Source organism: Promicromonospora sukumoe 327MFSha3.1 (assembly GCF_000385135.1).
GTDB classification, from domain to species: domain Bacteria; phylum Actinomycetota; class Actinomycetes; order Actinomycetales; family Cellulomonadaceae; genus Promicromonospora; species Promicromonospora sukumoe_B.
In genome coordinates this window covers 17,217-43,830 of record NZ_ARQM01000004.1, presented here as the reverse complement: position 1 = coordinate 43,830, position 26,614 = coordinate 17,217, and the positions used below count along the sequence as shown (strand labels likewise).

The following is a 26,614-nucleotide window of genomic DNA, read 5'->3' as shown; positions in this document are numbered from 1 at the left end:
ATCAGTCCTCCAGCAGCGGCGTGACCGCCGCGCAGGTGTCGGTCAGCACGGCCTCGACGTCGGCGTCCTCGACCCACAGCGCGTCGAGCTCGGCGCGCACGGTCTCGGACAGCTTGGCGAAGTTCTTGTGCGCCGGCTTGGTGACGGCGTCCTCCACGCCCTGGACCACCACGGCCTCGAGCTGCTCGGACGTCAGCTTGGGGTTGGCGGCCGCGAGGCTCTCGCCGTTGAGCAGCGACTGGCGCGGCGGCGGGAAGTAGGCCGCGAGCTGCTCGGCGTTCTCCGCGTTGGTGAAGTACGCCAGGAAGTCGGCGGCAACGTCCGGGTGCTCGCCCGCGGCGAAGACCCCGACCCCGGCCTGGCCCACGACGTTCTGCTTGCCGGCCGGGCCCTCGGGCAGCGGCACGATGTCCCACTGGAAGGAGTCGTCGAGCGCCGAGGCCCGGCTGATCTGCGTGATCGTCATGGCGGCGTCACCGGCGAAGAAGTCGGCGGTGGTGCCCGGCGCGGGCATCGCGGCGTCGGTGAACACGGCGTCGTGGAACCAGGTCATGGCGTCGACCATCGCCGGGTCCGTGAACGTGCACTGCGTGCCGTCCGCGCTCCACGGAGCGGCCTTCCAGCCGGACCAGACCGTGGCCAGGTTCTCCCACGACTGGTAGTCGAAGTCGCGCACCACCAGACCCTGCTTGCCGGACTTCTCGGCCGTGGCCGCGGCGATGTCGCGCGCCGCGTCGAACGTCCAGCCGCCGTCGGCCACCAGGTCGACCGGGTTGGGCTGGCCCGCCGCCTCGATCTGGTCGGTGTTGACGAACATCGCGAACGGGCTGTTGGAGAAGGGGTAGGCGTACAGGCCGTCGCCGTCCTCCCACAGGGTCAGGGCGCTGGGCACGAGGTCGTCGAACGCGTAGCCCTCGGTGCCCTCCAGCACCGGGCGCAGGTCCACGAGCGCGCCGCTGGAGACGAACTCCGGGGCGTTGCTCTCGAAGATCCAGGCCAGGTCCGGGGCGTTGCCGCCCGCGAGCTGGGTGGTCAGGGCGGTGGTGTAGTCCTCGAACGGGATGGTCTCGAACTTCACGCTCGAGACCAGCTCCGGGTTCTCGGCCACGTAGGCGTCGGCGATGGACTGGAAGAGGTCGAGCTGCGTCTCGTCCGCCGTCCAGACGGTCATGCGCAGGTCGACCGGTTCGGACGGGGTCTCGGGCTCCCCGACCGGTGCGTCGGTCCCGCCCGCGCACGCGGACAGGGCCAGCGCCGTCCCGAGGACGGCGGCGGTTCCCGCCGTCCTGCGGTTCCGGATGTGGTGTACAGACATCAGTTCTCCTTTGGACTGATCCGGCGACGGGACGTCGCCGGCGTGTGCCGGTGCGGGCGGACGCCGCCCGCGTCAGTAGGGGTGGGCCTCGTCCGGCCAGCGCAGCTCGACGCCGGCGGCGACGAGCTCGGCCTGGTAGTCGGCGAGCTGGTCCGGCCGGGACTGGACGGAGTGCGGCGTGCGGCCGGTCGCGAGGCAGTGCGCGGCCAGGTGGCCGGCGGCCTCGCCCACGTTCCACTCCACCGGGTGCAGGCGGTAGCACCCGTTGGTGATGTGCGTGGTGCCGATGTTCTTGTTGCCCGCCAGCAGGTTGGTGGTGCGGCGCGGCAGCAGGGCGCCCAGGGGGATCTCGAACGGGGTGGACGGCACGTCGATGTAGGTGTCGCCGCCCGTGGAGGGGTGCAGGTCGATGCGGTACATGCCCACGCCCACCGAGTCCGCGTACCGGGTGGCGCCCTGGTCGCCGCGCACGGCGTACGAGACGTCGTTCTCGGTGATCGTCGTGACCGCCCGGATGCGCCGGGACTCGCGGTGGTAGGCCGCCTGGGCCAGGCCGTCCGCGTTGCCCATGACGTCGGGGCGCAGCCGCAGGCCGGGGAACCCGGTGCCGCCGTCGGGCCGCGGCGCCTCGGTCTGCATCCAGTAGAGCATCGAGAGGCTGAGCTGCCGGGCGTCGGCGATCCGGGCCTCCTCCTCCTCGCGGGGGACGTCGAGCACGTGGCCCAGGAAGTAGTCGATGCTCGGCCAGTTCACGAGGCACAGGTCGCTCTCGTAGAACCCCGGCTCGTGCAGGTCGCGCGCGGCGATGCGGCGGAACAGCCAGAGGTTGCCGTCGCCGGCGTTCTTGGACTGGTCGGCGTCCACGGCCAGCGGGTCGTCGCCGGGGTTCGGGGTGAACGACCGCTTCTCCAGCGCGAGGGTGCGCGGGTTGGGCGCCGTCCACGACAGGAGCTGCTCGCCGCCCCAGGCGGCGGGCGCGTAGGTGCGCCAGAAGTCGTAGCGCTCGGGCTTGTCGATCGTGTGGTCACCGTCGGTGTGCTCGACGACGAAGCACACGCTCAGGGCCTGGACGTTGTCCGGCTGGGCCACGTCCGGGGCGCTGGGCTCCCCCGTCTCGTGCCGCGACTCGAACCCGGTGACGTACTCGGTGCCGGTCAGCGGCAGCAGCTCGCCGGTCTCGGTCGAGTCGACCGTGTAGGCCGCGGTGACCGTCACGTCCGCACCGCCGACGACGGAGCGCAGCGTCACCGAGGTGACCCGGTCGCCGTCGGTCGTGGCCGACACGGGGCGCACGCGCTCCAGCAGCCGGATCCGTCCCGCCGAGCGGTGCGGGGCGAGCATCTCCTCCAGCACGCCGACCGCGACCCGCGGCTCGTGGCACAGCTTGGACACCCACCCGGCGCCCGGGTTGAGCTCCGCCCAGTCCAGCGCCCCGTCGGTCAGCGGGTAGCGGCGGCGGTAGACGTCGCGGATGCCGTCGCGCAGCGCGCGGTAGCGGGCGGTCACGCCGAACCGCTCGACCCAGGGGTGCTCGTCCGGCGGCACGCCCTGCGAGGTCAGCTGTCCGCCGATCCACGGGTGCTCCTCGGTGAGGACGACGCTCGCGCCCCGGTCGGCGGCGGCCAGCGCGGCGGCGATGCCGCCGAGGCCCGCGCCCACCACGAGCACGTCGGTCTGCAGGTCTTGAGGGGTCACGCGTGGTCCGTCCTTAAGTGGGTGTCGGTTCGGGGTCTCGGTCACGGGGCGTCCGCCCCGGGCGGCGCCCCGGCCGGCGGGGCCACGGTGGCGCCCTCGACGTCGGGGCACACGAGGATCTGGTGCAGCTCGGCCTCGGTCACCGCAGCCGGACGCCGCGCGTCGCGCTCGCGCTCGCGCTCGCGGCGGGGGCCGTCGTCGGACACGAGGCGGGAGAGGAGGTACAGCGCGCGGGCGCCCATCTCCTCGCGCGGCACGGAGAAGCCGGACCACTGCCGGCCGTCGCGCCGCGGGTGGTGCGGCTGGCCGAGCAGCAGCACCGACACGTCGTCGGGCACGCGCCGGCCGCGGCGTTCGAGCTCGTCCGCGAGCTCCTCCGGGTGGTTCTCCGGGGCCACGACGACGGCGGTGAAGCGCTGGTCGACGATCTCGGCGGCGGTGGCGGCGACGTCCTCCAGCTCGACGAACCGAGTGGTCAGGCCGTGCGCCTTCATCGCGTCGCGGTACCCCTCGACGCGGTCGAGCGTGGGCTGGTCCGTGCCGCGCATGCCGACGTAGCCGATGCGCTGGTGGCCGTGGGCCACGAGGCGGTCGATCTGCCGCACGGTGCCGCCCACGTAGTCGGCGCCCACGTAGGGCAGGCGACCGCCGTCGCTGCCGCGCTTGCCGATGAAGACAAACGGGTAGTTGGTGTCGAGCAGGTGCTGCAGCTCGCCACGGTGCTCGTGCTGCCCGAGGAGCAGGCAGCCGTCGGCCACGCCGAGCCGCTGCCAGCCGTCCCGGGTGAGCCGGCGGCGGCCGTCGGCGACGGGCGCGCTGGTGAACAGCAGGATGTCGACGCCGAGCCGCTCGGCGGCGTGCTCGATGCCGGTCAGGAACGGCCCGTAGAAGTCGCGGCTGGCGCGCGGGAACGTGGCCTCGTACGTGAAGACGCCGAGGATCTGGGCGAGGCCGCCCGCCAGGCGCTGGGCCGCGGGGTTCGCGGTGTAGCCCGTGATGCGGATCGCGTCGAGCACGCGCTGGCGCGTCTCCTCGCTGATCCGCACGCCCGCCGGCGTGCTCCCGTTGAGCACGAACGAGACGGTGGCCTGGCTGACGCCCGCCATCGCGGCGACGTCGGTCTGGGTGATGCGACGACGTGGCACGGCTCCTCCTCGAAACGCCCGGTCGGGTCATCGTTGACATCCGGAGTCTCACGGGGCGCCGAGCGCGCGGTCAATCTGATGATGCGCATTATTAGCAGCTGCCCCGCGGGCCCCTCGGCGGGCCGGGCCGCTTGCCCGGGGCACCGTCCGGGCGCCGATGTGGCGCATTATCAGCGGGTTCGTTGATAGATCTGATGACCTGCCTTGACCGCCGCTCCGCTCCGCACGAAGGCTGGCCGCGTCACGACAACCGCGACGTCATGCACCGCGACGAAGGAGTACGCACCATGGCTGTCCTCACCGCGCGCCGGGCTCTGGCCGGCGCAACCCTCGCCCTCCTGGTCACGCTGATACCCGGCGTGACGCAGGCGGCGACGCCCGGTTCCTCCGGGGCCCCCGGCGCGTCCGGGGCGCACGGCGCGCACGGCGCCGGGCTGCCGGTCTTCACCTCGACCGGGGCGATCGTCGACCCGCTCGACGACACGCTGCCGCACAACCCCAACCAGGAGTTCATCTTCCCGTCGGTGTTCCACGCCGGGGCGCACCTGAGCGACCCGCTGGGCGAGTGGTACGTCTACTACGCGCCGCACGACGACCCGGGCGGCATCAACCTGATGTACGCCGACTCGCTCGACGGACCGTGGACCCAGTACGAGGGCAGCCCGGTGGTCGCCAACCAGTGGGAGGGCATCTACGACGTGCCCCACGTCTCCTCCCCCGACGCCGTGTGGAACGCCGCCGAGCGCAGGATGTACCTGTACTTCCACGGGGACAACACCGTGACGCGGTACGCGACGTCGACCGACGGCGTCACCTTCGAGTACGGCGACGAGGCCGTCACCACCGAGATGGTCGACGCCGCCCAGCCGGGCCGGCACGCCACCGAGACGTCGTACGCGCGGGTCTTCCCCAACCCCGACCGCTCGTCCCGCGACCGCTGGGCGATGCTGTTCATGACCAACTACGACACCAACGTGCGGCACATCAACCTGGCGTACTCCCGCGACGGCAAGGACTGGCGGGTCGAGCCCGAGCCGATCATCACGCCCGGCCCGGCCGAGGGCACCAACGTGTCCGCCGCCGACCTGTGGCGCTGGAAGGGCCGCGACTACATCGTCTACGGCTCCACCGTCGGCACGGTGTTCGCCCGGCAGGTCGACCGGACCCTCACGCAGGTGGGCGAGCCCGAGCCGCTGTTCATCCCGCGGCCCGCGCCGCCGGAGGCCGGGCGGGCGTCGTCCCCGCAGATCGTCACCGAGCGCGGCAGGACGCACCTGATCTACGAGTACGGCGAGCGCTCGCACACGACGATCGGGCACGCGGTGCTCGACCCCGACGGCGTGCGGGACCCGCTCAACACGCGCCCCGAGGACCCGATGTACGCGCAGTGCACGGGCGCGGGCTCCGACGAGCTCGACGGCTCGTCGCTGGACCGCTCGCTCTGGTCGACGTCGGTGCGCGGCGCCCTGGACCGCTCGGTCGTGGCCGACGGCGCGTGGCGCATCCCCACGTACACCGGCAACTCGACGTCGGCGCCGCTCGTGCTCCAGCCGGTCCCGGCCACGCCCTGGGAGGTGACCACGCAGGTCACGCTCGACCCGCAGGTCAACTTCCAGCAGGCGGGGCTCATCGTGCGGCGCGACGACGCCAACTCGGTGCGCGTCGACATCTCGCACGTGGACGCCGGCAAGCGGTTCGACTTCGTGTGGCGCAACAACGGCGTGGACCGGAACAACTCGTGGACGGCGGAGGACTCCGCGCTGGCCCCGCCGGAGACGGGCGACACCGTGTGGCTGCGGATCACGAACCACGGCGAGTGGCTGACGGCGTCGTACAGCGTGGACGGCGCGACCTTCGTCAACCTGGGGCGTGCGACGCCGGCCGGCCAGCTCGCCGCGACCGACGTCGGGCCGTTCGCCTACCGGGGCCCGGCGGCGACGCCGGAGCTCACGGCGGCGTTCGACTGGATCCGGTTCACGCCGGACGCCGAGGAGCTCGCGGGCTGCGGGTGAGGATGGCGCGGCGCTGCCGGGGCTGGGTGGTCGACAACCCTTGCTGACCTGCGTCGACGACGTACCACAGGGCCCCCTCACACCTCTCTACAGAACGCCGGCCTCGCCGGTGTGAGAGCTGGAACAGTCCGAGGGGGACCTGTGCTTCGCATTCACTTCTCCGCCGTCGACCTGATGCGCACCCGCGTGGGCGACCGGCTCGACCCCATGTGGGAGCTCGTGCTGAGCATCCATCAGATGGTCAGGCCCGAGTCGTACTTCGCCTCGTGGAGCCGGCGCTCCCGGCGCAGGCTCCACGAGTCCGGGCTCCTGCGCGACGCGGAGCTGCTGGCGGCACTCGCCCCTGCCAGTGGCTACTTTCCCGACTTCCTGACGCCCATGAGCGTGCCGACGGACTTCGAGGAGGGGGTCGAGACCGTCCTGTCCACGGACAAGAAGCGTCTGTGTGCCGAGGTCGGGCGGCTCGACGCCCCACGGGGCAGCGGCTCCTGGCTCGCCGACGTCGCGGCGGGCCGAACCGCCGCGCTGCACCGGCTGGGCGTCGCGATGCGGCGCTACCACCGGACCGTCGTGGCGCCGCACCGCGACCAGGCGGCACAGATCTCCGGCCGCGCGGTGACCCGGCTCGCGCACCGGACCCTGGCGCACGGTGTCGAGGCCGCGCTCGGCGGGCTGGGCCCGGCCGCCCGCTGGCGGTCCCCGGTCCTGGAGGTCGCCTACCCGGTGACCCGGGACCTGCACCTGGAAGGACGGGGGCTGTCGCTCGTCCCCACCTTCTTCGGCATCAACCATCCGATCGCCCTGGCCGACCCTGCGCTGCGGCCCGTGCTGGTCTACCCCGTCCACCGCGAGGCCTTCTGGCAGCCCGGCAACGAGACGGGCCGGCCCGGGACCGACGCCCTGCGCGAGCTGCTCGGCGAGACGCGGGCCACCGTGCTCCGGCTGCTGGACACGGAGCTGACGACCACGGCACTCGCGGCGCGCACGTCCACGTCACTCTCCAGCGTCAGCCGGCACACCGCTGTGCTGCGGCGGGCGGGGCTGATCACCACGACGCGCAACGGCACGTCCGTGCTGCACGTGCGCACCACGATGGGCGACGGCCTGGCCCACAACGGATGAATTCCGGCAAGGCTTTGCGGCTGGCTGCGATTCGTTGCCCGTGCCGATCCCGCGTTCCTACGTTGCCTCTGCCCGTTTCCGCCGTCCGACCCACGGAGAAGCAGAGCCACCATGACACATCCGCCCGTTCTGCCCGAGACCCGAGATCCTGAACGCCCGAGACGGTGGCGGAGGGGACGCACCGGGCGGCCATTGCTGCGGATCGCAGCCCTCGGCGTGACCGCCGCCGTCGGCGGGGCGGTGCTCGTTCCGGCGCTCGACCCGCCGGACGCCTTCGCCCACTCCCACACCCAGCTCTGCTCGGAGCTCGTCGGGCAGTCCGAGGAGTACATCTACGAGGAGTTCCCCGAACCGGGAGCAGCGCCCGTCGAGACCGACCAGGCGAACTACACCTACTCGGCCGAGCTCGACAAGATCCTGGGCACGCTCAAGGAACCGACCCTCGAGTACATGGACCGGATCCCCGACGAGTGGGCCGCCGAACCGCTGGACAGTCAGAAGCGGCTCGAGTGGAGCTACAAGCAATACCTCGCGGCAACCGACGATCCAGCATCGTGGGAGGGCTTCAAGCGGGTCTACGGCCGGGAGAACCGCGCATTCAGCAGCAACCTCGGGTTCGAACGCGCCTCGCTGTCGGCACTCTTCCCGATGGACACCGCGGACTGGATGTGCCGGGACACCAACCTGCAGAACGGCCAGACCACGAGCGCGGTCAATCAGCGCCGGCAGCAGCTTGTCAACGTCACGCCCGGAAACAGCGTCTCGCAGGCGCAGCTCAACTCGTACCGAGATCTGACCAGGTCGGGCTTCAGGGCACATCACGTGTTCGGCAGCACGCCAAGCACGACCACGGCGCAGCAGGTGCGCGCCTCCGGCGCGAGCTACTCGGTGCAGAACACGAACGGCGTGCAGACCAACCCGACCAGGCCGAGCCCGGGATCGGCCTTCAACCCGCGCGGGAGCACCTGGCAGCCCAGCGGCGGCGCGGTGCAGAGCAGGGCGAGCGTCTCGGGCTCGAACCCGCTCGACAACCAGAAGCTGCAGTCCGCCAAGTCGTGGGTCACGACCAACAACCCGCGTTCCTTCGGCCCACTTCGTCTCGGTGGGATCGACTGGACGAGCCTCGAGCTGCGATACGTCTCCGACGATCCGGACTCGGGCGAGTTCGACTACGCGTTCTCGGCCGACGAGCTCTCCGGGGAAGCGGACTCGTTCGGCGGCGAGGCGACACTCGACCTGTCGTCCGACGCGCTGTTCACGTGGCTGGCCCTCGATCCAAAACAGTTCTGGGTAAACCTCAACCCCGACCAGCCGGACAAGATCATCGATGAGCAGTTCGGACGGACCGAGGCGGGCCGGGTGCTGCTGGAGGCCGACTTCGAGCTGAAGAGCACCCTCTACGCGAACATGCATCCGGACACCGATTCGGGCGCGGAGTTCTTCGAGTCGCTGGAGCCCGGCCCGAACGGCGAGCTCTGCTGGGGCTCGTGGCGCATGTGGATCGAGCCGCTGCCGGCGTCGGCCCGCGAGGACGGCGATCAGCTCTACATCCTGGACTCGCCGCTGCGGGTGCAGATGGAGCCGTTCGAGGTCGACGCCGCGCCTCCTGGGCCGACCTGCGAGGACCTCGTGCCGGAGTCGACCCTGGACGCGAACACCCAGGTGCTCATCGAGAGCATGACGCCGCTGATCGAGGAGGCCGTGAACACCGCTCCCGAGTACGCGGACCTGCGCCGCGTCTACACGGCGCGGATCGCCGCGGAGTGGCTGCGGCAGCGGGACGCCGTGCGGCCGGGCGCGTTCCACGAGGTCATCGACAGCGGCGACGTGTCGCAGTGGCCGGTGCGCGAGGGCTGGGACCCGCAGAACGTGTACGACGCGTTCCTGGAAGCCCGCGAGACCGTGCAGTTCCGGTACGAGTACCAGCACGGCGGCCTGGACTACTACATGGACGTCACCGGCGGCATCGAGTTCCCGAAGGCCCCGCGCGACCCGATGCCCGAGGCGGAGTTCGAACAGGAGCACCCGACCCTGCCCAAGAGCGTGCGCTCCGCGAAGTACGAGGCCGTTCCCGACCGCGACGTCGATCCGGAGGCCGACGCCCGGACTGCCTGGCTCGGCGGCGGGACGCTGGACACGGAGCCGAGCTCCCCAGAGCCGACACCGACACCCACACCAGGCCCGAGCGAGGACGGCGACCCGGATGACGGGCCGGGCGACGGTGCGGGAACCGACGAGCCGGAACCGTCCGCCAACAATCCGCCGGCCGACGACGAGCTGGCGGCCACCGGGTTCTCCGGCCTCTGGCAGAGCCTGACGGCGCTCGCGCTCCTGCTGGCGGGAATCGCCCTGATCGTGGCCCGTACCCGGCTGCGGCAGGCCGGCGGACCTGGACAGCACGTGCGGCATCCGCGACCCGCTCCGCCAGCCTGACCGTGGTCGGCAGAACGTCAAGCGGTCGGTAGAACGTCAGGTGGTCGGTAGCTCGGGCTGCCGACCACCTGACTTTCTACCGATCACTCATTCGGGCGGGGACACGGGCGCGAGCCCGCGCACGGCCCCGCCTCATAGCTCCTCGTAGGTCGCCGGGTCCTGGCCCGCCGTGCGGCCGTCCGGGCGGCCCAGGGCAGTGATCCGGGCGACCTCGTCGTCGGTGAGCGCGACGTCGAAGATCGCCAGGTTCTCCCGCTGGCGGTCGCGACCCGCGGCCTTGGGCAGCGGGATCGCGCCGCAGGCCACGTGCCACGCGAGCACGGTCTGGGCCGGGCTCACCTCGTGCGCCTGCGCGATCTCGGTGATCACCGGGTTGTCCAGCAGGTCGTTGCCGCGGCCGATCGGGCTCCACGACTCGGTCAGGATCCCGTGCTCCCGGTGGAACGCCAGCGCCTCGGTCTGCGGGAAGTACGGGTGCAGCTCGATCTGGTTGACCGCCGGCAGCTCGCCCGTCTCCTGCGCGAGCCGGTCGAGGTGCTCGGGCAGGAAGTTGCAGACGCCGATCTGGCCCACCAGGCCGCGCTCACGTGCCTCGATCAGGGCGCGCCAGGCCTCGACGTACTTGCCGACGGACGGGTTGGGCCAGTGGATGAGGTACAGGTCGACGGCGTCCAGGCCGGTGCGCAGCACGCTCTCCTCGACGGTCTGGATCGCGTCGTCGAACGCCTGGTACTTGCCGGGCAGCTTGGAGGTCACCACGATCTCCTCGCGCGGCACGGCGGAGCGCCGCACCGCCGCGCCCACGGCGCCCTCGTTCTGGTAGCTCGCGGCCGAGTCGAGCAGCCGGTAGCCGGCGTCCAGCGCGTCGCCGACGGCGCTCGCCCCGGCCTCCCCGCGCAGGCGGTAGGTGCCGAACCCGACGGCAGGCAGGGTGTATCCGGACGGCGTGGCGACCGTGGGGATCGACATTCGAGGGCTCCTCAGCATCGACTTCAGGTCCCTCGACCGTAACCGTTCCCGCTCACCCGAGGCGCACGCCGAGCACCGCCGCGCCCGCCCAGGCGGCCACCACCACCAGCACGAGGACGACGTCGGCGCGGCCGATCGGGACCGGCCGCCAAACCGTGCGGGGGCCCTCGCCGAGGCCGCGGGACTCCAGAGCGAGCGCGATCCGTTCGGCCGACCGGATCGAGGTGACGAGCAGCGCGAAGGCGGCCCGTCCGGCGTCGGGCAGGCCGAAGCGGGGGCGCCCCCGGCGCAGGGGCGCGCGCACCGCGTGCGCCGCCCGGATGGTGGCCCACCGTGCGGGCATGGCCGCGAGCATGCGGTGGCCGGCGAGCACCGAGTACGCGTACCGCGGGCTGAGGCGAGCGTGCTGCACGAGGCTGACCATCAGGTCGCGCGGCGGCGTCGAGGCCAGGAAGCCGATGGTGAGCACGCCGATCACGAGGCCGCGCAGCGCGAGGGCGACGCCGATCGTCAGCCCCTCGACGCTGACCGGCGCGCCCGGGACGACCGGCGTCCCCGGGCGGCTCAGGGCGTTGATCGCGACGAGCCCCACCCCGAACACGACGAACGGCACCTGGCCGAGCAGCAGCGTGCGCACCGGGAGGCGGGCAGCCGCCAGGACCGCCACGACCGCGAGCGCCCAGAGCACGAGCAGGGGGCGCGGGTCCAGGAAGCCGAGGGTCGCGAGGGACGCCGCCAGGAGGATCGCGGCCTTGACCGTGGGGTTGCGGCGGGCGAGCAGGGACGGGGCCTGTGGTCCGGGCCGCGGGTCGACGGCGGTCATGCGGCCACCCCCAGCGCGAGGGCTGCGGCGTCCATGGCCCGCAGCACCGTGACCAGGGTGGGGCCGTCGCTCACCTCGGCGGCGAGCCGGCGCAGCAGGACGGGTGGTCGCAGCCCGGCGCGCTCCAGGAGCGGTTCGTCGCGCAGCAGCTCCAGGGGCGTCGTGTCGGCGAGCAGGGTGCCGTCGGCGAGCACGAGCACGCGGTCGGCGTAGCCGGCCACGGCGCGCAGGTCGTGGCTGGAGAACAGCACGCCCCGGCCGGCCGCGGCGACGTCGCGCAGGGCGCGGAGCACGCCGACGGACGCGTGCCGGTCCAGGCCGAACCCGGGTTCGTCGGCGAGCAGGAACGGGTGCTCGTGGACGAGCATGGCGGCCAGGCTGAGGCGGCGTTTCTGCCCGCCGGACAGCCGGTAGGGGCTGTGGTCGGCGAGCCGGGTCAGGCCGAAGCGGGCCAGGGCCTCCTCGACGCGGGGCGCGGCGTCCGGGGGCAGGCCGTGCCCGACCTCCTGGCGCACGGTGGTAGCGGTGAACTGGTGCTCCGGGTTCTGGAACACGAGCCCGGCGCGGGGGCCGTCCACGGTGCCGGCGGCCGGGCGGTCGAGGCCCGCGAGGCAGGCCAGCAGCGTGGACTTGCCGCTGCCGTTGGCGCCGACCAGGGCCGTCGTGGTGCCGGGGCGCAGCTCCAGGTCGACGTCGCGGAGCACGTCGCGGCGCCGGGCGCGGGGTCCGCGGGACACGGCGAGGTCGTGGGCGCGGAGCGGGGTGGCGCCGGGCGGGGTGGGGCGGGGGCCGACGTCGGGCACGTTCGCGACGTCAGGCGCGGACCGGGCACCCGGCGCGACGTCGCCCCGACCGAGCTCCCGCAGCAGCCGGGCCGCGAGCGACCCGCCGTCGAGGTGCGCTTCTACCCAGCGATTAGGCCCGGAATCGGGCTGTTTCCGGGCGTAATCGCGGGGTAGAAGCGCACCTCCGGATACCGCCGCACCGTCGCCCAGCAGCGCCCGGAGCTCCAGGTCGAGCGGGAGCCAGCAGCCCTCCCCCACCAGGTCGCGGAGCATCGGCACCGTCAGGTCCTCGACCGCGACGTCGTGCCGCACCCGCCCGGCCGTGCCGAGCACGATCCAGCGCTCTGGCAGGCCGGCCGCCCCGGCGTCGCCCGCCAGCTCGTCGAGCCGGTGCTCCACGAGCACGCAGGCGGCGCCGGTCTCGCGCCGCACCACGTCGAGCGCGCGGCGCACGGCGTCGATCCCGTCGGCGTCGAGCATGGAGGTCGGCTCGTCGAGCAGGAGCAGGCGGGGCGACGGCGCGACGGCCGCCGCGAGCGCCACGCGCTGCAGCTCGCCGCCCGACAGCTCCGCCGTCGCCCGCCCGGCCAGGCCCGCCGCCCCGGCCCGCTCGAGCGCTGTGCGCACGAGCGGGCCGATCGCGGCGGGTTCGACGGCGAGGTTCTCCAGCGGGAAGGCAACCTCGTCGAGCACGTCGGGCAGGCAGACCCCGGACTCGGGGTCCTGCGCGACGACGCCGACGACGTCGGCGAGCCCGGCGATCCCCGTGCCGGAGAGCGCCCGGCCCGCCACGTGCACGACGCCGTCCACCTGCGCGTGCACGGCGTACGGGACCGCGCCGTGCAGCAGGCGCAGCAGCGTGGACTTGCCCGACCCCGACGGGCCGAGCACGAGCACGCTCTGCCCGGCGGCGATCCGCAGGTCGACGGGCCCCACGCCGTAGCCGGTGCCGTACACGGCCTCCAGGCCGCTGGTCTCGACGACGGCGTCAGCGCTCACGCCGCACCACGGGTCCGCGGCCGGCGGCGGCCGCGCGGCCGATCGCGAACTCGTCGAGCACGCCCGTGCCGTGCAGGCGGTCGACGATCACCTTGGCGAGCAGCCCGCCCAGCACCAGGCCGGAGACGAGCTGGAGGCCCAGGCGCAGGGCCAGGATGTCCTGGCCGTACCAGTCGAACCGGAACGCGGACCAGACGAAGACCAGGCCCGCGCCGAGCACGCCCGAGAGCGCGTAGACGCCCCACCCGAACCTCCGGTAGCGCGTGAGGGCGAACGGCAGCTCGCTGCCCGCGCCCTGGATCGCGGCGGCCACCAGCAGGAGCGGCCCGACCGGGGAGCCCAGGAACACCACCTCGACCACGGACGCGATCACCTCGGCGATGATGCCGACGAAGGGCTTGCGGATGATCGCGACGGCGATCGGCGCCACCAGCAGCCAGCCGCCGAGCAGCACGTGCTGGGCCAGGTCGCCGGCCGGTCCCATGGCCACGGCGAGCCCGTTCCACGCCTGCACGAGCGCCCAGTACAGGAACCCGAACACGACGCCGAGCATCACCATGAGCACGATGTCGCGCAGCGGCAGCCGCGCGCGACGGCGCTCCGTCGTCTCACTCATGGGTGCCACCCGCGTGGCTCGGGCTGTTCACCGAGAGGGTGAGGTGGCTGGTCACGTGCTGGACCGTGCGGCCCGCGAGGACCCACCCGGCGAACGCGCTGGCGAGCACGCGTCCGGCGTCACCCTCCAGGCGCGTGACGAAGTGCTGGGAGCCCTGGAACGTCCCGTTCTCCTTGGCCAGCTCGATCGCGGCGTAGATGTCGCGCATGTGGTCGGGCGTCACGTCGGCGCGGACGTCGTCGGCCAGGGGGTACAGGGCCCACTCGGCCGTGACGAACCGGCCGGTGTCGCGGCCCTCCGGCACCTCGGTGACGCGCGGCCCCGCGCCGCCCGGCAGCTCGCAGACCACCTCGCCCGGGCAGCCCCGGGACAGGTGCACGGTGATCGCGGCGTGCTTTCCGGACGCCGCGATCCCGGCGGTCAGGTCGGTCACGTACCGCAGCAGGTCGGCCTCGGAGCCGCCCACGTAGGTGCTCACGTCGCCCGTCTCCACGACCAGCCCGGTGCTGTCGGCCTGGCGCAGCGCGCCCAGGATCACGTCGACGTAGTCGTCCGACATGACCGCCGCGGTGATCCGGGCGCCGACGCCGAAGCGCATCGGGTCGCCGCGCAGCCCGGCCGTCTCGTCGGTGCTGGTGGCATCGGTACTGGTGGCAAGGTCTGCCATCGGGTGTACTCCCTGTCCGTCGGATGTCCGTCGGCACAGGAGGACGGGCGCCCTACGGCCCCACGTCCTGAGTCGCTTCCTGCGCCGGCATGATCCGGATCAGGTTCTACGGTCGGAGTTCGAGTACTCCCTCTCAGCCCGGCATACCGGACTCCCGTGCACTGCGCTCACCGTAACAGCAGGGCCGGACGTGGTCGGCACGCGTCCGCTCGCTAGCATCAGCGCATGCCCGACGACGCCCCTACCGTCCCGTCCCCCTGGGGCGAGCTCACCCGTGCCACGACCACGCTGACCAGCGGCGAGACCCTGGTCCACGACTGGTACTCGGTCGACGCCGGCGCCGCTGACGGCGATCCCGAGCTCATGCTCCGGGCGACCGACGCCGCCACGGCGTCCGCCCTGCTGCCGCGCGTCGCGGCGTTCTTCGCGGACCGCGCGGGCTGGCAGCGGCGCGCTACCGACGCCGTCGTCAACGAGTTCAGCACCGAGGAGCCGACGGCGGACGAGCTCGCCGAGGCGGCGCACGACCTCCTGCTGCAGACGGTGGAGGTGCTCGCCGACGGCGACGTCGTGCTGCACCTCGACGACTCGTGCGGCGCGCACTTCCTGGACGGCTACTGGCCGGCCGTGCGGTTCGACGTCGACGACGTCGCCGTGGAGGTCACGGTCGAGGCGTGACCGCTCCCGCGCGGGCCGAGGTCACCGTGTCCAGGACCTCCGCCCACGGGAAGTCGTCCGGCTCGGCGGCACCCGGTTCGTGCGGCTCGCTCGGGCCGGTCACGAGGCGCACGCCCCACTCCTCGAGCGTCGCCAGGCTGCCCGCGTAGGTCGGGTGCGCGGCGAACCTGGTGTGGACGTAAGGCGAAGCGACGATCGGGACACCGCGTCCGACCTGCTCGGCCAGGCGGGTCAGCACGTAGGTGTCAGCGATGCCCAGCGCCCACTTCGTGAGCGTGTTGTACGTCGCCGGGGCCACGACCACTGCGTCCGGGTCGGGCAGCGAGTACCCGACCGTGGTGTGGAAGCCCGTCCGCACCGGACGCCCCGTGACCTCCTCGATCCGCGCCATCGCCTCAGGGAAGGCGCTCGCCGCCTGCTCGGTGGCCAGCACGCTCACGTCCCAGCCGCGCTCCGTGGCCGGCGGCAGGAGCAGGGACGGGACCTGCCGGGTCGCGCCGGCACCGGTCACCACGACGTAGAGCACACCCAGGGTCATGGGGCCCGAGGCTACTGCGCGGGACATCGGCACCGAGCCCGTTCCGGCGCTCAGCCGGCGTCGGCCAGCCGGCGGAGCTCGGTGAGGTCGTCGAACGTGCGGACCAGCACGGCACGCCGGGCCGCCCGGAACTCCGGCGAGGGGCCGAGCCCGTCCACCGTGCTGTCCCAGACCGCCAGGTAGTCGTTCTTCCACGCCTCGATGGTCGCGACCTCCGGCAGCAGGACGCCGACGTAGTCGGTGCGGGCGAGCACTGCCAGCAGCTCCAGGTTCGCGGGGACGGCAACGCCCCAGTACTCGTCGGGCTCGATCCCGACCGGGTCACCGGACATCGCCTCGGCGACCTCGGTCACGAGCTGGTCGGTGAGGCGCGACAGGTGGTCCGCCGCGGCGTCGTCGTCGAAGTTGCCCGGACCCCAGGTACCCACGGAGCTGCCTCTCGCTCGTCGTTTCGTTGACCGGGCCAGAGCCTAGCGGCAGGGTGTGATACCCCGGGCGGACCACCAGGATTCGTCGCCGACTCTCGCTTCAGACGACCGCGTCCGCGCCGGTCGCGTAGCATCGCCGCGCGGTCTACCCGCGGCCGAGCACGACGCGCAGCTCGTTCCGGCAGCGCACCGGAGACGTACCGATCCCACCCTGCAGAGAGGTATCGCCATGTCCGGTGCACACCCGAACGTCGCCCCGACGGCGGCCGCAGCAACGAGCGCAGGCGCGCGAGAGTCCTGTCAGGACCTCGCCGACGCGGTCGCGGGGTGGTTCCCCGTGATCAGCGGCGTCACCGGCAAACCGGTCACCCACCTGATCGAGCACCTCCACCGCGACCTTCCCGGCTTCGTCTGGGCGTTCAACGAGAAGACGGCCGTGGAGAACGCGGTCGGCGCCTCGATCGCGGGGACCCGGAGCTGCGTGGTGATGAAGCACAACGGGCTGGGCCTCGCCCTCGACACGATCACCAACGCCGGGGTCCACACGATCGGTGCCGCGCTGGTGATCGTGGTCGGCGACGACCCGGACGCGGCGAACTCCACCTGCGTGCTGGACAGTCGCGAGCTCGCCGCCGCCGCGCGCGTGCCCATCCTGGAGCCCGTCGGGAACGGGGACGTCGCGGCCACCGTCGAGATGGCGGTCACGCTCTCCGAGCAGGCGAAGACCCCGGTGCTGGTCCGCGTGACTCCCCGGCTGCACGCGCCCTGCTCCGGCGGGGCCCCGGCCGCACGCGCCGGCGCCGTGATCCCGCCGGCGCTGGTCGGAGAGCGCCACGACCGTGCGGCGGTCGCGCACCGGCTCACGAAGCTGGGCCGGGTGCAGTGGCAGCGGCTGGTCACGATGCCGACGTTCGAGCAGGCCTCGGCGTCGCGGGCCACCGAGACACGCTGTGCCTGTGACGGCACCACGGCCGTGGTCGCCGTGGGCGCTGCTGCGGAGTGCCTGCCGGACGACGTCTGCTGCGCCGTCACGCTGCGGGTGTGCTGGCCGGTTCCGGAGGCGGTCGTCGACTTCGCGTCCGGCCACGGCCGCGTCCTGGTCGTCGAGGACTCGGATCCCCAGGTCGAGCGCCATCTTCTCGAGCGCACCCGCGGCGGGGTCGAGATCCTGGGCCGCACCACGGGACACCTCCCGCCGGAGGGCTCCCTGTCGTCGCCGGCGGTCGTCCGTGCCCTGACCGCTCCGGAACCCGACACGTGGGAGACGGCCCGGTCGAAGGACGGCGCCCCCGCCGATCCCGGGGTGTACGCGACGCTCTTCGAGGCGGTGGCCGGGCTCCACCGGTCGGGCACCTTCGTCGCCGCGGACGTCGGGTCCGCGGTACGCCTCTGCTACCCGCCCTACGAGGCCGCGGACGCCGCCCTGTGCCTCGGGTCCGCGATCTCCGTCGCCGGCGGGGCGGCCCGCACCGGTCAGCGCGCCGTCGGCGTGATCGGCGACTACGGCCTGCTGCACAGCGGGTTGCAGTCGGTGCTGGAGATCGTGACCGACGGGCTCCCGGTGCTGACCGTCGTCCTCGCGAACGACACCCAGGCGCAGACCGGAGGGCAGCCCGTACCGCAGGCCGACTTCCCGGCCCTGCTGACCGCCTGCGGGATCGAGCACATCGACAGCTGGGACCTCGACGAGCTCGACGCGCGCGCGACCTTCGAACGCCTCAGCTCGCTCCTGCTCGGTCCGCTCCCGGCCGTCGCGATCGTCCGTGCCGACCGGAGACCCAAGCCCGGCGACGTGTGACCGAACCGGGCAGGCCGCAGCGACTTGCGCCTGCCCCTGGAGCACGGTCAAGGACTGCCTGTGGGGCACGCGTACCGATCGCGGGCCACGACCCGACCAGGTCAGGTCACTGCACGGTGATCGAGACGGTCTGCCAGCCCGACGCGCCGTTGGGAGCCGGCGGAGCCTTGGTCTCGGTCTGGACCTGTCCGTCCGAGTCCGTCGCGCGCACCGCGAGGCTGTGATAGCCGGCCTCCAGATCGATCGACGTGTGCCACTGGCGCCAGGTGTCCCGCCCCACCGTCTCGGCGAGCTCGGCGGTGACCCAGTCCCCGCCGTCGGCCTGGACCTCGACCTTGCTGATGCCGGTGTGCTGCGCCCAGGCGACGCCCGCGACGGTGACGGCGCCGGCGGACGGGGGTGCGGACAAGCGCGGCACGTCGATGCGCGACCCGATCTTGATGGGCCCCAGTGCGTCCCAGCCGCGCGGCGTCCAGTAACCCTCGTCGGCGTCGAACGTGGTCACTTCCAGCGAGGTGACCCACTTGGTGGCCGAGACGTACCCGTACAGGCCCGGCACCACCAGCCGTGCGGGGAAACCGTGCTCCAAGGGCAGCGGCTCGCCGTTCATGCCGATCGCGAGCAGGCACTCGCGGTCCGGGTCCTGGAGCACGTCCAGCGGCGTGCCGGCGCTGAACCCGTCGTCGCTGCGGGAGAGCACCATGTCGGCGCCGACCTGCGGCTTGGCGCGCTCCAGCAGCGCGCGGACCGGGTAGCCGAGCCACAGCGCGTTGCCGACCAGGTCGCCGCCCACGGCGTTGCTCACGCACGAGAGAGTGACGTAGTGCTCCTCCATCGGCAGCTCCATGAGCTCGTCCCAGGTGAGCGTGAACGGTTCGTCCACCAGACCACGGACCTCCAGCGACCAGTCCTGCGGGTTCACCTGCGGCACGATCAGCGCGGTGTCGATCCGGTAGAAGTCCGCGTTCGGGGTGACGTACGGCGCCAGGTCGTCGAGCTTCAGGTCAGCCCCGGCGGGCACCGCCGGCGCGGGCGTGCGCGCAGCGGGCAGGCGGAGCTTCTCCCGCACGGCGCTGATCGCGGTCGAGCCCATCGACAGCACCCGCGAGCCGGCCAGCGCGAGCACCGCGACACCCACGGTGATGCCCGATACGGCCAGGAAGCCACGCCGGTTCACGGCGCCGCCCGGAGTCTCGGCCGCTGTCCCGTCCGCGGAGGCCTCGCTCCGCCCCGGCACAGGCCGCAGCCGTGCCACGGCGGCACGCAGCAGGAGCACCGCGACGCCCAGCCCGATGGCGCTGGGCAGTGCCCACAACGGAGTCGCGCTCGGGCGCAGCAACGCGACCACGACCCCGACGACGCCGACGGCTCCCATCAGCACCGAGCCCGCCGGCGGGCGGCGCAGCTCCAGCCAGCCCGCGAGAGCCGCCCCCAGGGCCAGCACCAGACCCATCGAGGCGAGCAGCACGGCCTTGTCGTTGGTGCCGAACCACTCCACGGCAACGTCCTTGAGCCCTGGGGGCACGGCGTCGACCACGGCGGCGCCGCCCGCGAACAGCGTGCTGGCACCGGGTGCGACGACCGCGGCCACGAGCTCCGCGACGGCCAGCCCGGCACCTCCGGCGAGCACGCCCGCGAGGGCGGCCCAGGCCGCGCCGCCCGAAGAGCGCTCGACCGAAGGCGCCGCGGGGCTCTCAGCTGCCCGTGTCATGCGCTTGGCGTGAGCTCGTTGCTCTCCACCGCACCGGCTGGCGCGGCTACCCCTGGCAGGCCCACCAGGGCCGCTGTGGCAGCGAAGAGAGCGATTCCTGACATACGCATGACCGATCCTCCTTGGTGCTGGCGGCGGGCTGCCGCCTGAGCAGGACCTAGAGGGTTCGGAGCGATGGACGATCAGGATGGGGCAGGGCGAATGGACGCAACGTCGCGGAGCGCAGGTCGGCCGGCATCCGGCCTGGGCAGAGGACCAGGCCGAAACTCAGGTGATGCTCAGACGTTGAAGCGTGTCATGTGGCCCTGACCTCGTGGTTCACCGTTGGGCTTGGCGCCTTGGGGGAACTGTGGGGGAATCGGGCCGGTGTGCCGCTCCCGCTGGTGGGAGCCGTTGGGACCTCGACGGATTGGTCGTGATTCGCGAGGCAGGACTCTCGCCTGCTCGCAGTCGAGGTTACCCGTCCACTTCTCGATCGACACGGCTCCCGCACGGCGGGGATCCCAACCGTCGATCGCGATGCCCGAATCCGGATCATCCTCTGGCAGATCGGTCCGGACCTCGTCGCTTCCACGGTGTGAACCGTGGAAGCTGCCCTGTCCTGCCGCATCGGCCCCTATGTATCCGCGCGGACGGCGATCCAGAGCTCTCCAGCACACTCTCTGGGCAACCGGGGCAGTTGAGCGGTGTCAGGCACCGTGCTGGCATCGCCTACGAGATATCCGCTGGCTATCGAGTAGCACGAGTCCGCGAGAACGCGCTCGCTCATCTCGCACTCGGGAGCCCGAACTAGCGCCAGGTGTTCCTTCCGCCCAAACTCCGGCCGGATCGATACGGTTGTGCGCGACCTTGCCGAATGGGCATCGCTCCGCTGATCGCCTCGGCCAGCGTCTCACTTCCGTCCTATGAGGCGGCACCACCTCGACCTGGCCTCTCTACAAGGTGGTTAGGAAAACGTCGCGTAGGCCCTGGGCTCTGCGCACCGTGTAGGACACGCACAGATCGGCGAACGTCGCCACGAGCTCACCAGCCGCTTCGACCGGGAGCGCCAAGAACTCACCGCGGGGAGCGGCGCGGCCACGGTGAGGCTCGCGCCCTCGACGAACGCATCGACCAGTTTGTCGCTGCTGCGTTGCAGCACCACGCTCTGCTCACAGCCGTCGAGCTCGAACTGAGCCTGCAACTGGCTCGCAGCGTCACCGGGGGAACGCGGCGTCTGGCCGTACTCTTTAAGAATGTCGGAGGGTTCGAAAGACACGGCCGCGAAGGCATCGGCAGCTGCGGTCGGAGCGCTGGTAGGGACCGCCATCGCGGGGCCCGCCGGTGCCATGGTGGGTGCAGCAGCAGGGCCATTTCTCGAGCCGATCATGCTGCGGGTCTGGGACGAGCTCGCTTCCGACTCGCGTGCATCGACCGAGGAGGTCCTCGTTGCAGCAAGTGTTCACAGCGGTCTGACACCTGAAGAGTTTGCGGACCGCATCAGCCGAGACGAGACTAGCCGCCTTCTCGGAGGCATAGCGTTCTCTGCCGGATCCAGAACTCGGAACAAGGACAAGATCAGAGGGCTTGGACGGGCATTGTCTGACGGGATCCTGGCCGACGATGATGCGCGAATCGACGAAACACATCTCATCCTCCGCGCCATCGACGACCTCGAGACACCACATATTGCGGTACTGGACCTCCTCGTGAACTACTACCCGGGCTCCGGCTACTTCGACGGGCGCTGGGAACCGCCGACGCGCGTCGACCCCGATCGGCGCACGCCAAGTGGAGGCCCGATCCGCACTCGCTGGACGGAGCACGACCTCGACGTCGCCCGGCCCGGTTTTCATGGTTCAGTCCCGAGCCTGCTTGGGACCCTGCAACGACACGGTTTGGCCGTAACTGAGCAAGACATCAAGAAGGTGCTCGAGCAGTACCAGAAGGACGTCCGCAAGGCTGCCAACTCAAAGTCCGCCCGGCCACCGCAGCCCGAGTTCAAGACTCGAGATCTGAAGATGCACTGGAAGGCCACAGATCTCGGCTCACACGTCTTGGACTATCTCCTCAAGGAGCAGACCGACGCCGACCCAGGTCCGTCCGCGGCCGGTACGGGCCGTTGAAGCCCGGTCGGTCCCTACCGTGCTCGGCGATGACGCCACAGGAGTCGACGACGATTGGTACTCCGCTGATTGATAGGCATGTCGCGGGTGCGAGACCGGAGGTCGAATCTGGTAGCCGGCCCAAGTGTCGGCGACTGCTTCTTCCAAGGGCCGGCAGTGCAGCCCAGCCGCCTGAGCACTTCCGAGTCGACCTCCTACCTGACTGGGTTGAGGCTCCACAACAGGATGTCGGCGACTGGTTCACGCCCTGTTCTGAAAGTCGACTCGACGTTGCTGCGCTCTGCCAGCCAGGAACGCGAAGACCCTCCGGCGTCGTTACCGGAGGGTCTTCGTAGGTGGTGCCAGCACGGCGCCCGCCACCTCAACGCCGACTGCTCCGGTTGCCCAGAGCACGTAGTGCACGATCTCTCGTGCGGCGCGGAACATGCGTTGCTTACGGCTGTACGCAGGGTTATCACCCATGTCGTCCTCCTTCTTGTTGATCGCGGACGAGGTCATGTTGGTTGACTTCTGGACGATGGCGAAGAAGGCGAGCGCGATAAGCACCACTGGAACGAGGGAGTTAAACCCTCGCGTGCTGACCAGCTCAGAAGTATTCAGTTGTCGCAAGGGCAGCCGGGCGACGCAGGCTACCGCTGATGTGACTGGTCTAACACCTGCGCGTCGTCGAATAATCCCGGGGCGCTGGTTCGGGTTTTGAAGTTTTCTGAAAGAAGGCTTTCGCGAAGGCTTGTTCGACGATCATGGTCCCAGGACGCGATCGGTACCGACAGTCGGCGCCCCTCAGCAACCTTCGCTGGTTCACGCAGGGCGGGGGCATCCTCTACCAGCGCCTGAGGTGCGAGCAGCGCGCGAAGAAGCTGAACAAGTCGGGTCGCAGCCCACGTCCGGTTCGCGTCCCACCCCACGGACCAGACCAGCCTGCATACGACACCGTGGCCTGCTGACGAATGTGCGCCATCACCGGTGCGTTCCGGGAGACCGCTCCGCTCCGATGAGTGTCGGTGACCCCGGCTAACGTGGGCTCAACGATCTAGATCACCGATGGAGCGCCATGTTCGACCGGAACGTCGACTACCCCACAGCCGTAGCCAGCTATGACGACAGCGGCGTGAACGCCGCGATGAACTGGTGCATCGAACACCTCCGGGACGGCCACACGATCTCGGTGTGGACGTCATTGAAGTCCAACCTCGCCAACAGCGCCGAGCTCGACCGGTTCGTCCAGCGCAACCGCAACGTCAAGCACATCACCGGCCGCGGCGGCGGGACACCGACCGGCCGCGGGCCCGTCCTCATGGCCTGGCCAGATATGGACGACATCGGCAAGCTGGTCCAGCACGGTTACGGCATCACCGCGCTGTGCGTGATCACATGGGTCCCCGACCGAATCCGCCCATGGGTCACCGTCACCAACCCGCAGATCCTTGGAGACGGCTCGGACTGGCAGCACCAGTCCTCCGACATCGACCCTGTCGTGCTGGAAGCGTTGAAAGGGCTGACCGTCACGGTGAACCACAACAACACGATTGCAGCCGGCTACGAGAAGGACCACGTTGTCAGCGCCCTGCTGGCTCTGCACGACGCCGGGCTGCCCATGGACGCCGACACGATGCAGGGCTGGGCCCTCGCGCATGGCTGGTCCGGCAAGAACCCCGCGCATCTGGCCAAGTATGTACGCGACATCAAGACAGGCAAGCGCCCAAGCGCCTCCCGCGTACTCCGCCCGGACTACGTCCAGATCCTGCGTGACCGGATCGCGTCCGGCGACGCCGACTGACTCCGTCAACGCCACTGCCCAGACCGACGCGACGGACAACTGTCGCGCCTTCATCCGCAGCGGGGCCCGCGCTCCCACCCGCGCAAGTGACGCTCTGCCAGTCCGAACCGAGTTGCTCCATCACGACGGTATCGAGGTCAGCAAGAGCGTGTCACAGACTGATGGAAGCCACCGCCGCACGATTAACAACAACTCAACGATCGGAGATAGCGCCGATGACACCCGGTGCCAACAATGGCGATTACTCGACGGTCGACACTCCCGTCTGGCTCAAGTCGCTGGCGTCCTCATTCGATCGTCGCTACGGGGCCACCAGCGTGCTACCGCTGACGGTCGTCGTGGACGAGATCGCCACGTGGGTCGACCTGGCAAGCGGCGTGGACGCATGGAAGCCGGCACCGAACCGGAACTCGTTCCGACTCGATCTCGACCAGTCCACCAACGCTCTGGGTTCATCGGTCCGTGCAGCCGTCGCCGTGCCACTGGCCCGGTTCGACGCTGCCTTCACGCGACTGACCACCGGCCCAAAGAGCGTCCTTGCCCAACCACCAGGTACACGTACCGACGCGGCGTGGGCCGACATCGCCGAGGCTGCCAGCGAACTCCTGACCGTGCTTGATTCGGAGGAGGCGACGGTAGCGAGCTGGGACGACCTGGTCGCCGTAGCCCACAATCGGACTCTGGCGGGCGGGCAGCACAGGCCGGTCGCCGATCTGCTTTTTGACCAGCTGCAACGCCGCGGCCAGGACGCGGACGGCCTGTTCAGTACCCTGGCCTCTCTGATTGCTCTCGGTTCGGTGTCCGAGGATGACCCACTCACCCACGTCGAGCTCCCGGCCGAAGACCGACTCGCGCAGGCGCGCGCCATGGTGTGCGCCCCCGTGCCGGTCGAGCCCGTCGTCGTGTGGCTCGGCTACCGGGGAGGCCGCCCGGCTCCGCGCCTCGACGCTGGCCGGGTCACGTTCATGGACGCGCACTGGACCGTCCCGAACGCCGGGCCTGCCGGCCAGGACTTCGAGCACAAGGCCGAGCTGTGGCAGCTCGTGCAGCACGGCTTCGCCTTCCAGGTACGCGAAGAGAACGGCAAGAGGTGGGATGTGGACCTCTTAGTGCGCGTGGACCTCGGGCAGACCACTACGCTCGACGCCGCTGTAAAGGCTGCCAACATCGTTGACACGATCCTGAGCGTCGCAATCCACAACCATGGCGGGATCCGCCCGCGCCTCACCCAGCATGCCGTCCTGCGCTCTGGCCGCCGCGTCTCGTCGAGCTTCACGGTGAACCCGGATGCGACGGGATTCACCGATGACACCTACGGGGCAAGCATAATGTTTGAAGCGGTGCATCACCATGGTCCCCGAATCGCGGACGCGCTCAGCCGCGAAGCGCTCCCCCGGTTCCTCGCCGCCGCGATCGAGGTTCAGGCCGCTGCCGATCATCCCTTCAGTCGCGACATGGCGATGCATACCCCGTCCGACGCCGACATCAGGAGCGTGGTGCCGCTCGCCGACCGGGTAGTTCAGCACGTCGCCGCCCACGCAGGGATCGGACCGGACGAGGCATTCGAACTGCTGGGTCAGCTCTGGCCCCACGCCCGATGGCTATCCGATCTCGAGCTCGCCGTCCATCTGTGCACCTTCGGCGGCGACGACAGGCAAGGGAGCCTGCTCGGTGCCTGGTACTCCGTTGGCCTCTCCAAGCCCCGGCCTCTGTTCATCGCCGACCACGCTGAGGACCTGCTTTCCGTCTGCCAGATCGAGTCCGAACGTCCGTGGATCGCTCGGATGCTGCGAAGCGTGAGCGACGCTGCCATCTACGGCGAGCTCATCAAGCAGTACAGCGCAGACGGCGCAGTACTCGAGGCCCGACGACGGCGGGTGCGCAATGGACTCGTGCATGGCAACCCGACCAGCTTCGAGATCGTCAAGTCTGTACGTGAGTACGCGACCTTTCTCAGTAGCGGCGCGCTCCGGCTCGGCATCGAGGCCTATGTCCAGCAAGCCGAAGCGCGTGACTTCCTTGCCTGGCGGTCCCCGGATGTCATCGCGATGCAGTCCGGTCAGGACGCCGCCGCCTACTGGCGGCAGTGGCTCGCCACGCAGCCGTCATCCTGAACCCCGTCGACGCGCCAGAACCGGGCCACCACTGGATCGCGCGGGTAGGCGTGGAGGTCGGGTGATGTGACGCAGGCGTCTCCGAGCGCGAGTGCCTGGGAGGTTCCACCTTGCGGGTCTAGGGAGGGATCCTTCTCCTCAAGCGAGTCGGAGCACGCTCCTGATTCGCTCGTTCCGGATAGGTACGTAGCGGCCGTCGGCCGTCCGTCCCCCGCCGAACACCCCCATGAACCCGTTCGAGGTCCTTTCATCGAGCACCAAGGCCCCCGTCTCGAGCGCCTGGTTCAGGCGATCAGTAACCTCTTGAGTCATCAGTTTCTCCATCGCGCGATGCAGCTCAGCGAGATCCGCATCGTCGCGGGCATCTGCCAAAGTTTTGACCTGATCGGCGATGAAGGCTGCGGCGGCGAGTGTCGCGGCAAGGCGCTTGTCCGCTTCGGCCCGGCTCATTCTCTCGCCGGACAGGTCAATCGCGTCTTCGACGGCGCGGTGGAAGTCAGCTGGCGCGGCCGTCAGCGCGAGCGGTTCCCCCACTCGCATCTGCTTGGTTCGGCTGAACCTCTGGAGCCGCAGTGCGACGCTGGAGTGCCACCAGCGTTTGACGTGTGGCGCGGCTCGCACTGCGCCGGCGACCACGACGACCGCAATCCCGATGACGACGCCGATCGCCTCGCCGACCTCCTCCGGGGACAAGCCGTCGTCGTTTGATCCCACGACGTACTCGTCGTACGCATAGTCGCTGGCCTCGGGGATGAAGACAGCGTGGTCCGCGAGCTTCCCGCTGCCGTCGAAGAGCAGCTGGCTCAGTCCTCCACCCGCCGCCTCCCCCGGCCGCAATGCATCGTCGTAGACGAACTTCCCGCGGATCTCGGCCATCACTA

Annotated in this window: 21 protein-coding genes and 1 riboswitch; of the genes, 8 read left to right on the top strand and 13 right to left on the bottom strand. The window is 70.9% G+C overall.

Annotated elements, in window-relative coordinates; translation table 11 throughout:
• Window position 1: 1 nt before the first annotated feature.
• From H291_RS0102340 to H291_RS28295, 3 genes are all read right to left on the bottom strand, one after another.
• Complete coding sequence (locus H291_RS0102340; RefSeq protein WP_020013369.1) at window positions 2–1,315, bottom strand: ABC transporter substrate-binding protein; 1,314 nt, start codon at window positions 1,313–1,315, stop codon at window positions 2–4.
• A gap of 72 nt (window positions 1,316–1,387) precedes the next feature.
• Entirely contained in the window at window positions 1,388–3,010 is a 1,623-nt protein-coding gene (locus H291_RS0102335) for an FAD-dependent oxidoreductase (RefSeq protein ID WP_020013368.1), read from the bottom strand.
• Between the two features lie 41 nt (window positions 3,011–3,051).
• A complete protein-coding gene (locus H291_RS28295; RefSeq protein ID WP_020013367.1) occupies window positions 3,052–4,155 on the bottom strand; it encodes a LacI family DNA-binding transcriptional regulator in 1,104 nt (367 codons plus the stop codon).
• 287 nt (window positions 4,156–4,442) lie between these two features.
• Between H291_RS28295 and H291_RS32165 the strand changes: the two genes are divergently transcribed.
• From H291_RS32165 to H291_RS0102315, 3 genes are all read left to right on the top strand, one after another.
• Window positions 4,443–6,167 carry a DUF1349 domain-containing protein gene (locus H291_RS32165; protein ID WP_020013366.1) on the top strand — a complete coding sequence of 575 codons (1,725 nt, stop codon included), beginning with the start codon at window positions 4,443–4,445 and terminating at the stop codon, window positions 6,165–6,167.
• Window positions 6,168–6,308: 141 nt separating this feature from the next.
• Window positions 6,309–7,289 carry an ArsR/SmtB family transcription factor gene (locus tag H291_RS0102320; RefSeq protein WP_020013365.1) on the top strand — a complete coding sequence of 327 codons (981 nt, stop codon included), beginning with the start codon at window positions 6,309–6,311 and terminating at the stop codon, window positions 7,287–7,289.
• Between the two features lie 192 nt (window positions 7,290–7,481).
• Complete coding sequence (locus H291_RS0102315) at window positions 7,482–9,722, top strand: hypothetical protein (protein WP_020665182.1); 2,241 nt, start codon at window positions 7,482–7,484, stop codon at window positions 9,720–9,722.
• A gap of 132 nt (window positions 9,723–9,854) precedes the next feature.
• Here the strand turns inward: H291_RS0102315 and H291_RS0102310 are convergent, their stop codons facing one another.
• Genes H291_RS0102310 through H291_RS0102290 form a run of 5 tightly spaced genes read right to left on the bottom strand, consistent with a single transcriptional unit; the run spans window position 9,855 to window position 14,581 of the window.
• Window positions 9,855–10,691, bottom strand: a complete 837-nt coding sequence (locus tag H291_RS0102310) for an aldo/keto reductase (protein WP_020013364.1) — start codon at window positions 10,689–10,691, stop codon at window positions 9,855–9,857.
• A gap of 52 nt (window positions 10,692–10,743) precedes the next feature.
• Window positions 10,744–11,514 (bottom strand): energy-coupling factor transporter transmembrane component T family protein, encoded by a 771-nt coding sequence (locus tag H291_RS32160; RefSeq protein ID WP_020013363.1) that lies wholly within the window; start codon window positions 11,512–11,514, stop codon window positions 10,744–10,746.
• Window positions 11,511–13,298 carry an ABC transporter ATP-binding protein gene (locus tag H291_RS0102300; protein WP_020013362.1) on the bottom strand — a complete coding sequence of 596 codons (1,788 nt, stop codon included), beginning with the start codon at window positions 13,296–13,298 and terminating at the stop codon, window positions 11,511–11,513. Before H291_RS0102300 ends, H291_RS32160 begins: the two co-directional genes overlap by 4 nt.
• Window positions 13,288–13,914 (bottom strand): ECF transporter S component, encoded by a 627-nt coding sequence (locus tag H291_RS0102295; RefSeq protein ID WP_020013361.1) that lies wholly within the window; start codon window positions 13,912–13,914, stop codon window positions 13,288–13,290. The genes H291_RS0102300 and H291_RS0102295 overlap by 11 nt, the downstream gene beginning before the upstream one ends.
• Window positions 13,907–14,581: a YkoF family thiamine/hydroxymethylpyrimidine-binding protein gene (locus tag H291_RS0102290; RefSeq protein ID WP_020013360.1), complete on the bottom strand. Its 675-nt coding sequence runs from the start codon at window positions 14,579–14,581 to the stop codon at window positions 13,907–13,909. Before H291_RS0102290 ends, H291_RS0102295 begins: the two co-directional genes overlap by 8 nt.
• 59 nt (window positions 14,582–14,640) lie before the next feature.
• Window positions 14,641–14,749, bottom strand: a riboswitch (TPP riboswitch).
• Between the two features lie 57 nt (window positions 14,750–14,806).
• On the opposite strand from H291_RS0102290, the gene H291_RS0102285 reads away from it, so the two are divergent.
• Window positions 14,807–15,259, top strand: coding sequence for a hypothetical protein (locus H291_RS0102285; RefSeq protein ID WP_020013359.1), 453 nt, complete (start codon window positions 14,807–14,809; stop codon window positions 15,257–15,259).
• Here H291_RS0102285 and H291_RS28280 read toward each other — a convergent pair.
• Window positions 15,243–15,797, bottom strand: coding sequence for a flavoprotein (locus H291_RS28280; protein ID WP_020013358.1), 555 nt, complete (start codon window positions 15,795–15,797; stop codon window positions 15,243–15,245). The genes H291_RS0102285 and H291_RS28280 overlap by 17 nt on opposite strands.
• Before the next feature lie 50 nt (window positions 15,798–15,847).
• Complete coding sequence (locus H291_RS0102275) at window positions 15,848–16,225, bottom strand: DUF4259 domain-containing protein (RefSeq protein ID WP_020013357.1); 378 nt, start codon at window positions 16,223–16,225, stop codon at window positions 15,848–15,850.
• 229 nt (window positions 16,226–16,454) lie between these two features.
• Here H291_RS0102275 and H291_RS0102270 point away from each other — a divergent pair, with 229 nt between their 5' ends.
• Window positions 16,455–18,023, top strand: coding sequence for a thiamine pyrophosphate-dependent enzyme (locus H291_RS0102270; RefSeq protein ID WP_157236671.1), 1,569 nt, complete (start codon window positions 16,455–16,457; stop codon window positions 18,021–18,023).
• Window positions 18,024–18,129: 106 nt separating this feature from the next.
• Here H291_RS0102270 and H291_RS0102265 read toward each other — a convergent pair whose 3' ends face one another.
• On the bottom strand, window positions 18,130–19,734 hold the full coding sequence (locus H291_RS0102265; protein ID WP_020013355.1) for a molybdopterin-dependent oxidoreductase: 1,605 nt from the start codon (window positions 19,732–19,734) through the stop codon (window positions 18,130–18,132).
• Between the two features lie 1,235 nt (window positions 19,735–20,969).
• Between H291_RS0102265 and H291_RS33610 the strand changes: the two genes are divergently transcribed.
• Window positions 20,970–21,839, top strand: coding sequence for a hypothetical protein (locus tag H291_RS33610; RefSeq protein WP_157236670.1), 870 nt, complete (start codon window positions 20,970–20,972; stop codon window positions 21,837–21,839).
• Between the two features lie 315 nt (window positions 21,840–22,154).
• On the opposite strand, the gene H291_RS0102250 is transcribed toward H291_RS33610, so the two are convergent.
• On the bottom strand, window positions 22,155–22,385 hold the full coding sequence (locus tag H291_RS0102250; RefSeq protein ID WP_020013352.1) for a hypothetical protein: 231 nt from the start codon (window positions 22,383–22,385) through the stop codon (window positions 22,155–22,157).
• 508 nt (window positions 22,386–22,893) lie between these two features.
• On the opposite strand from H291_RS0102250, the gene H291_RS0102245 reads away from it, so the two are divergent.
• Complete coding sequence (locus H291_RS0102245) at window positions 22,894–23,619, top strand: hypothetical protein (RefSeq protein ID WP_020013351.1); 726 nt, start codon at window positions 22,894–22,896, stop codon at window positions 23,617–23,619.
• 215 nt (window positions 23,620–23,834) lie between these two features.
• The gene (locus H291_RS0102240) at window positions 23,835–25,733 is read left to right on the top strand and encodes a hypothetical protein (protein WP_020013350.1); all 1,899 of its coding nucleotides are present in this window, start codon (window positions 23,835–23,837) and stop codon (window positions 25,731–25,733) included.
• A 138-nt stretch (window positions 25,734–25,871) separates the two neighbouring features.
• Here H291_RS0102240 and H291_RS0102235 read toward each other — a convergent pair whose 3' ends face one another.
• Window positions 25,872–26,609 (bottom strand): hypothetical protein, encoded by a 738-nt coding sequence (locus H291_RS0102235; protein WP_157236669.1) that lies wholly within the window; start codon window positions 26,607–26,609, stop codon window positions 25,872–25,874.
• Window positions 26,610–26,614: the final 5 nt, after the last annotated feature.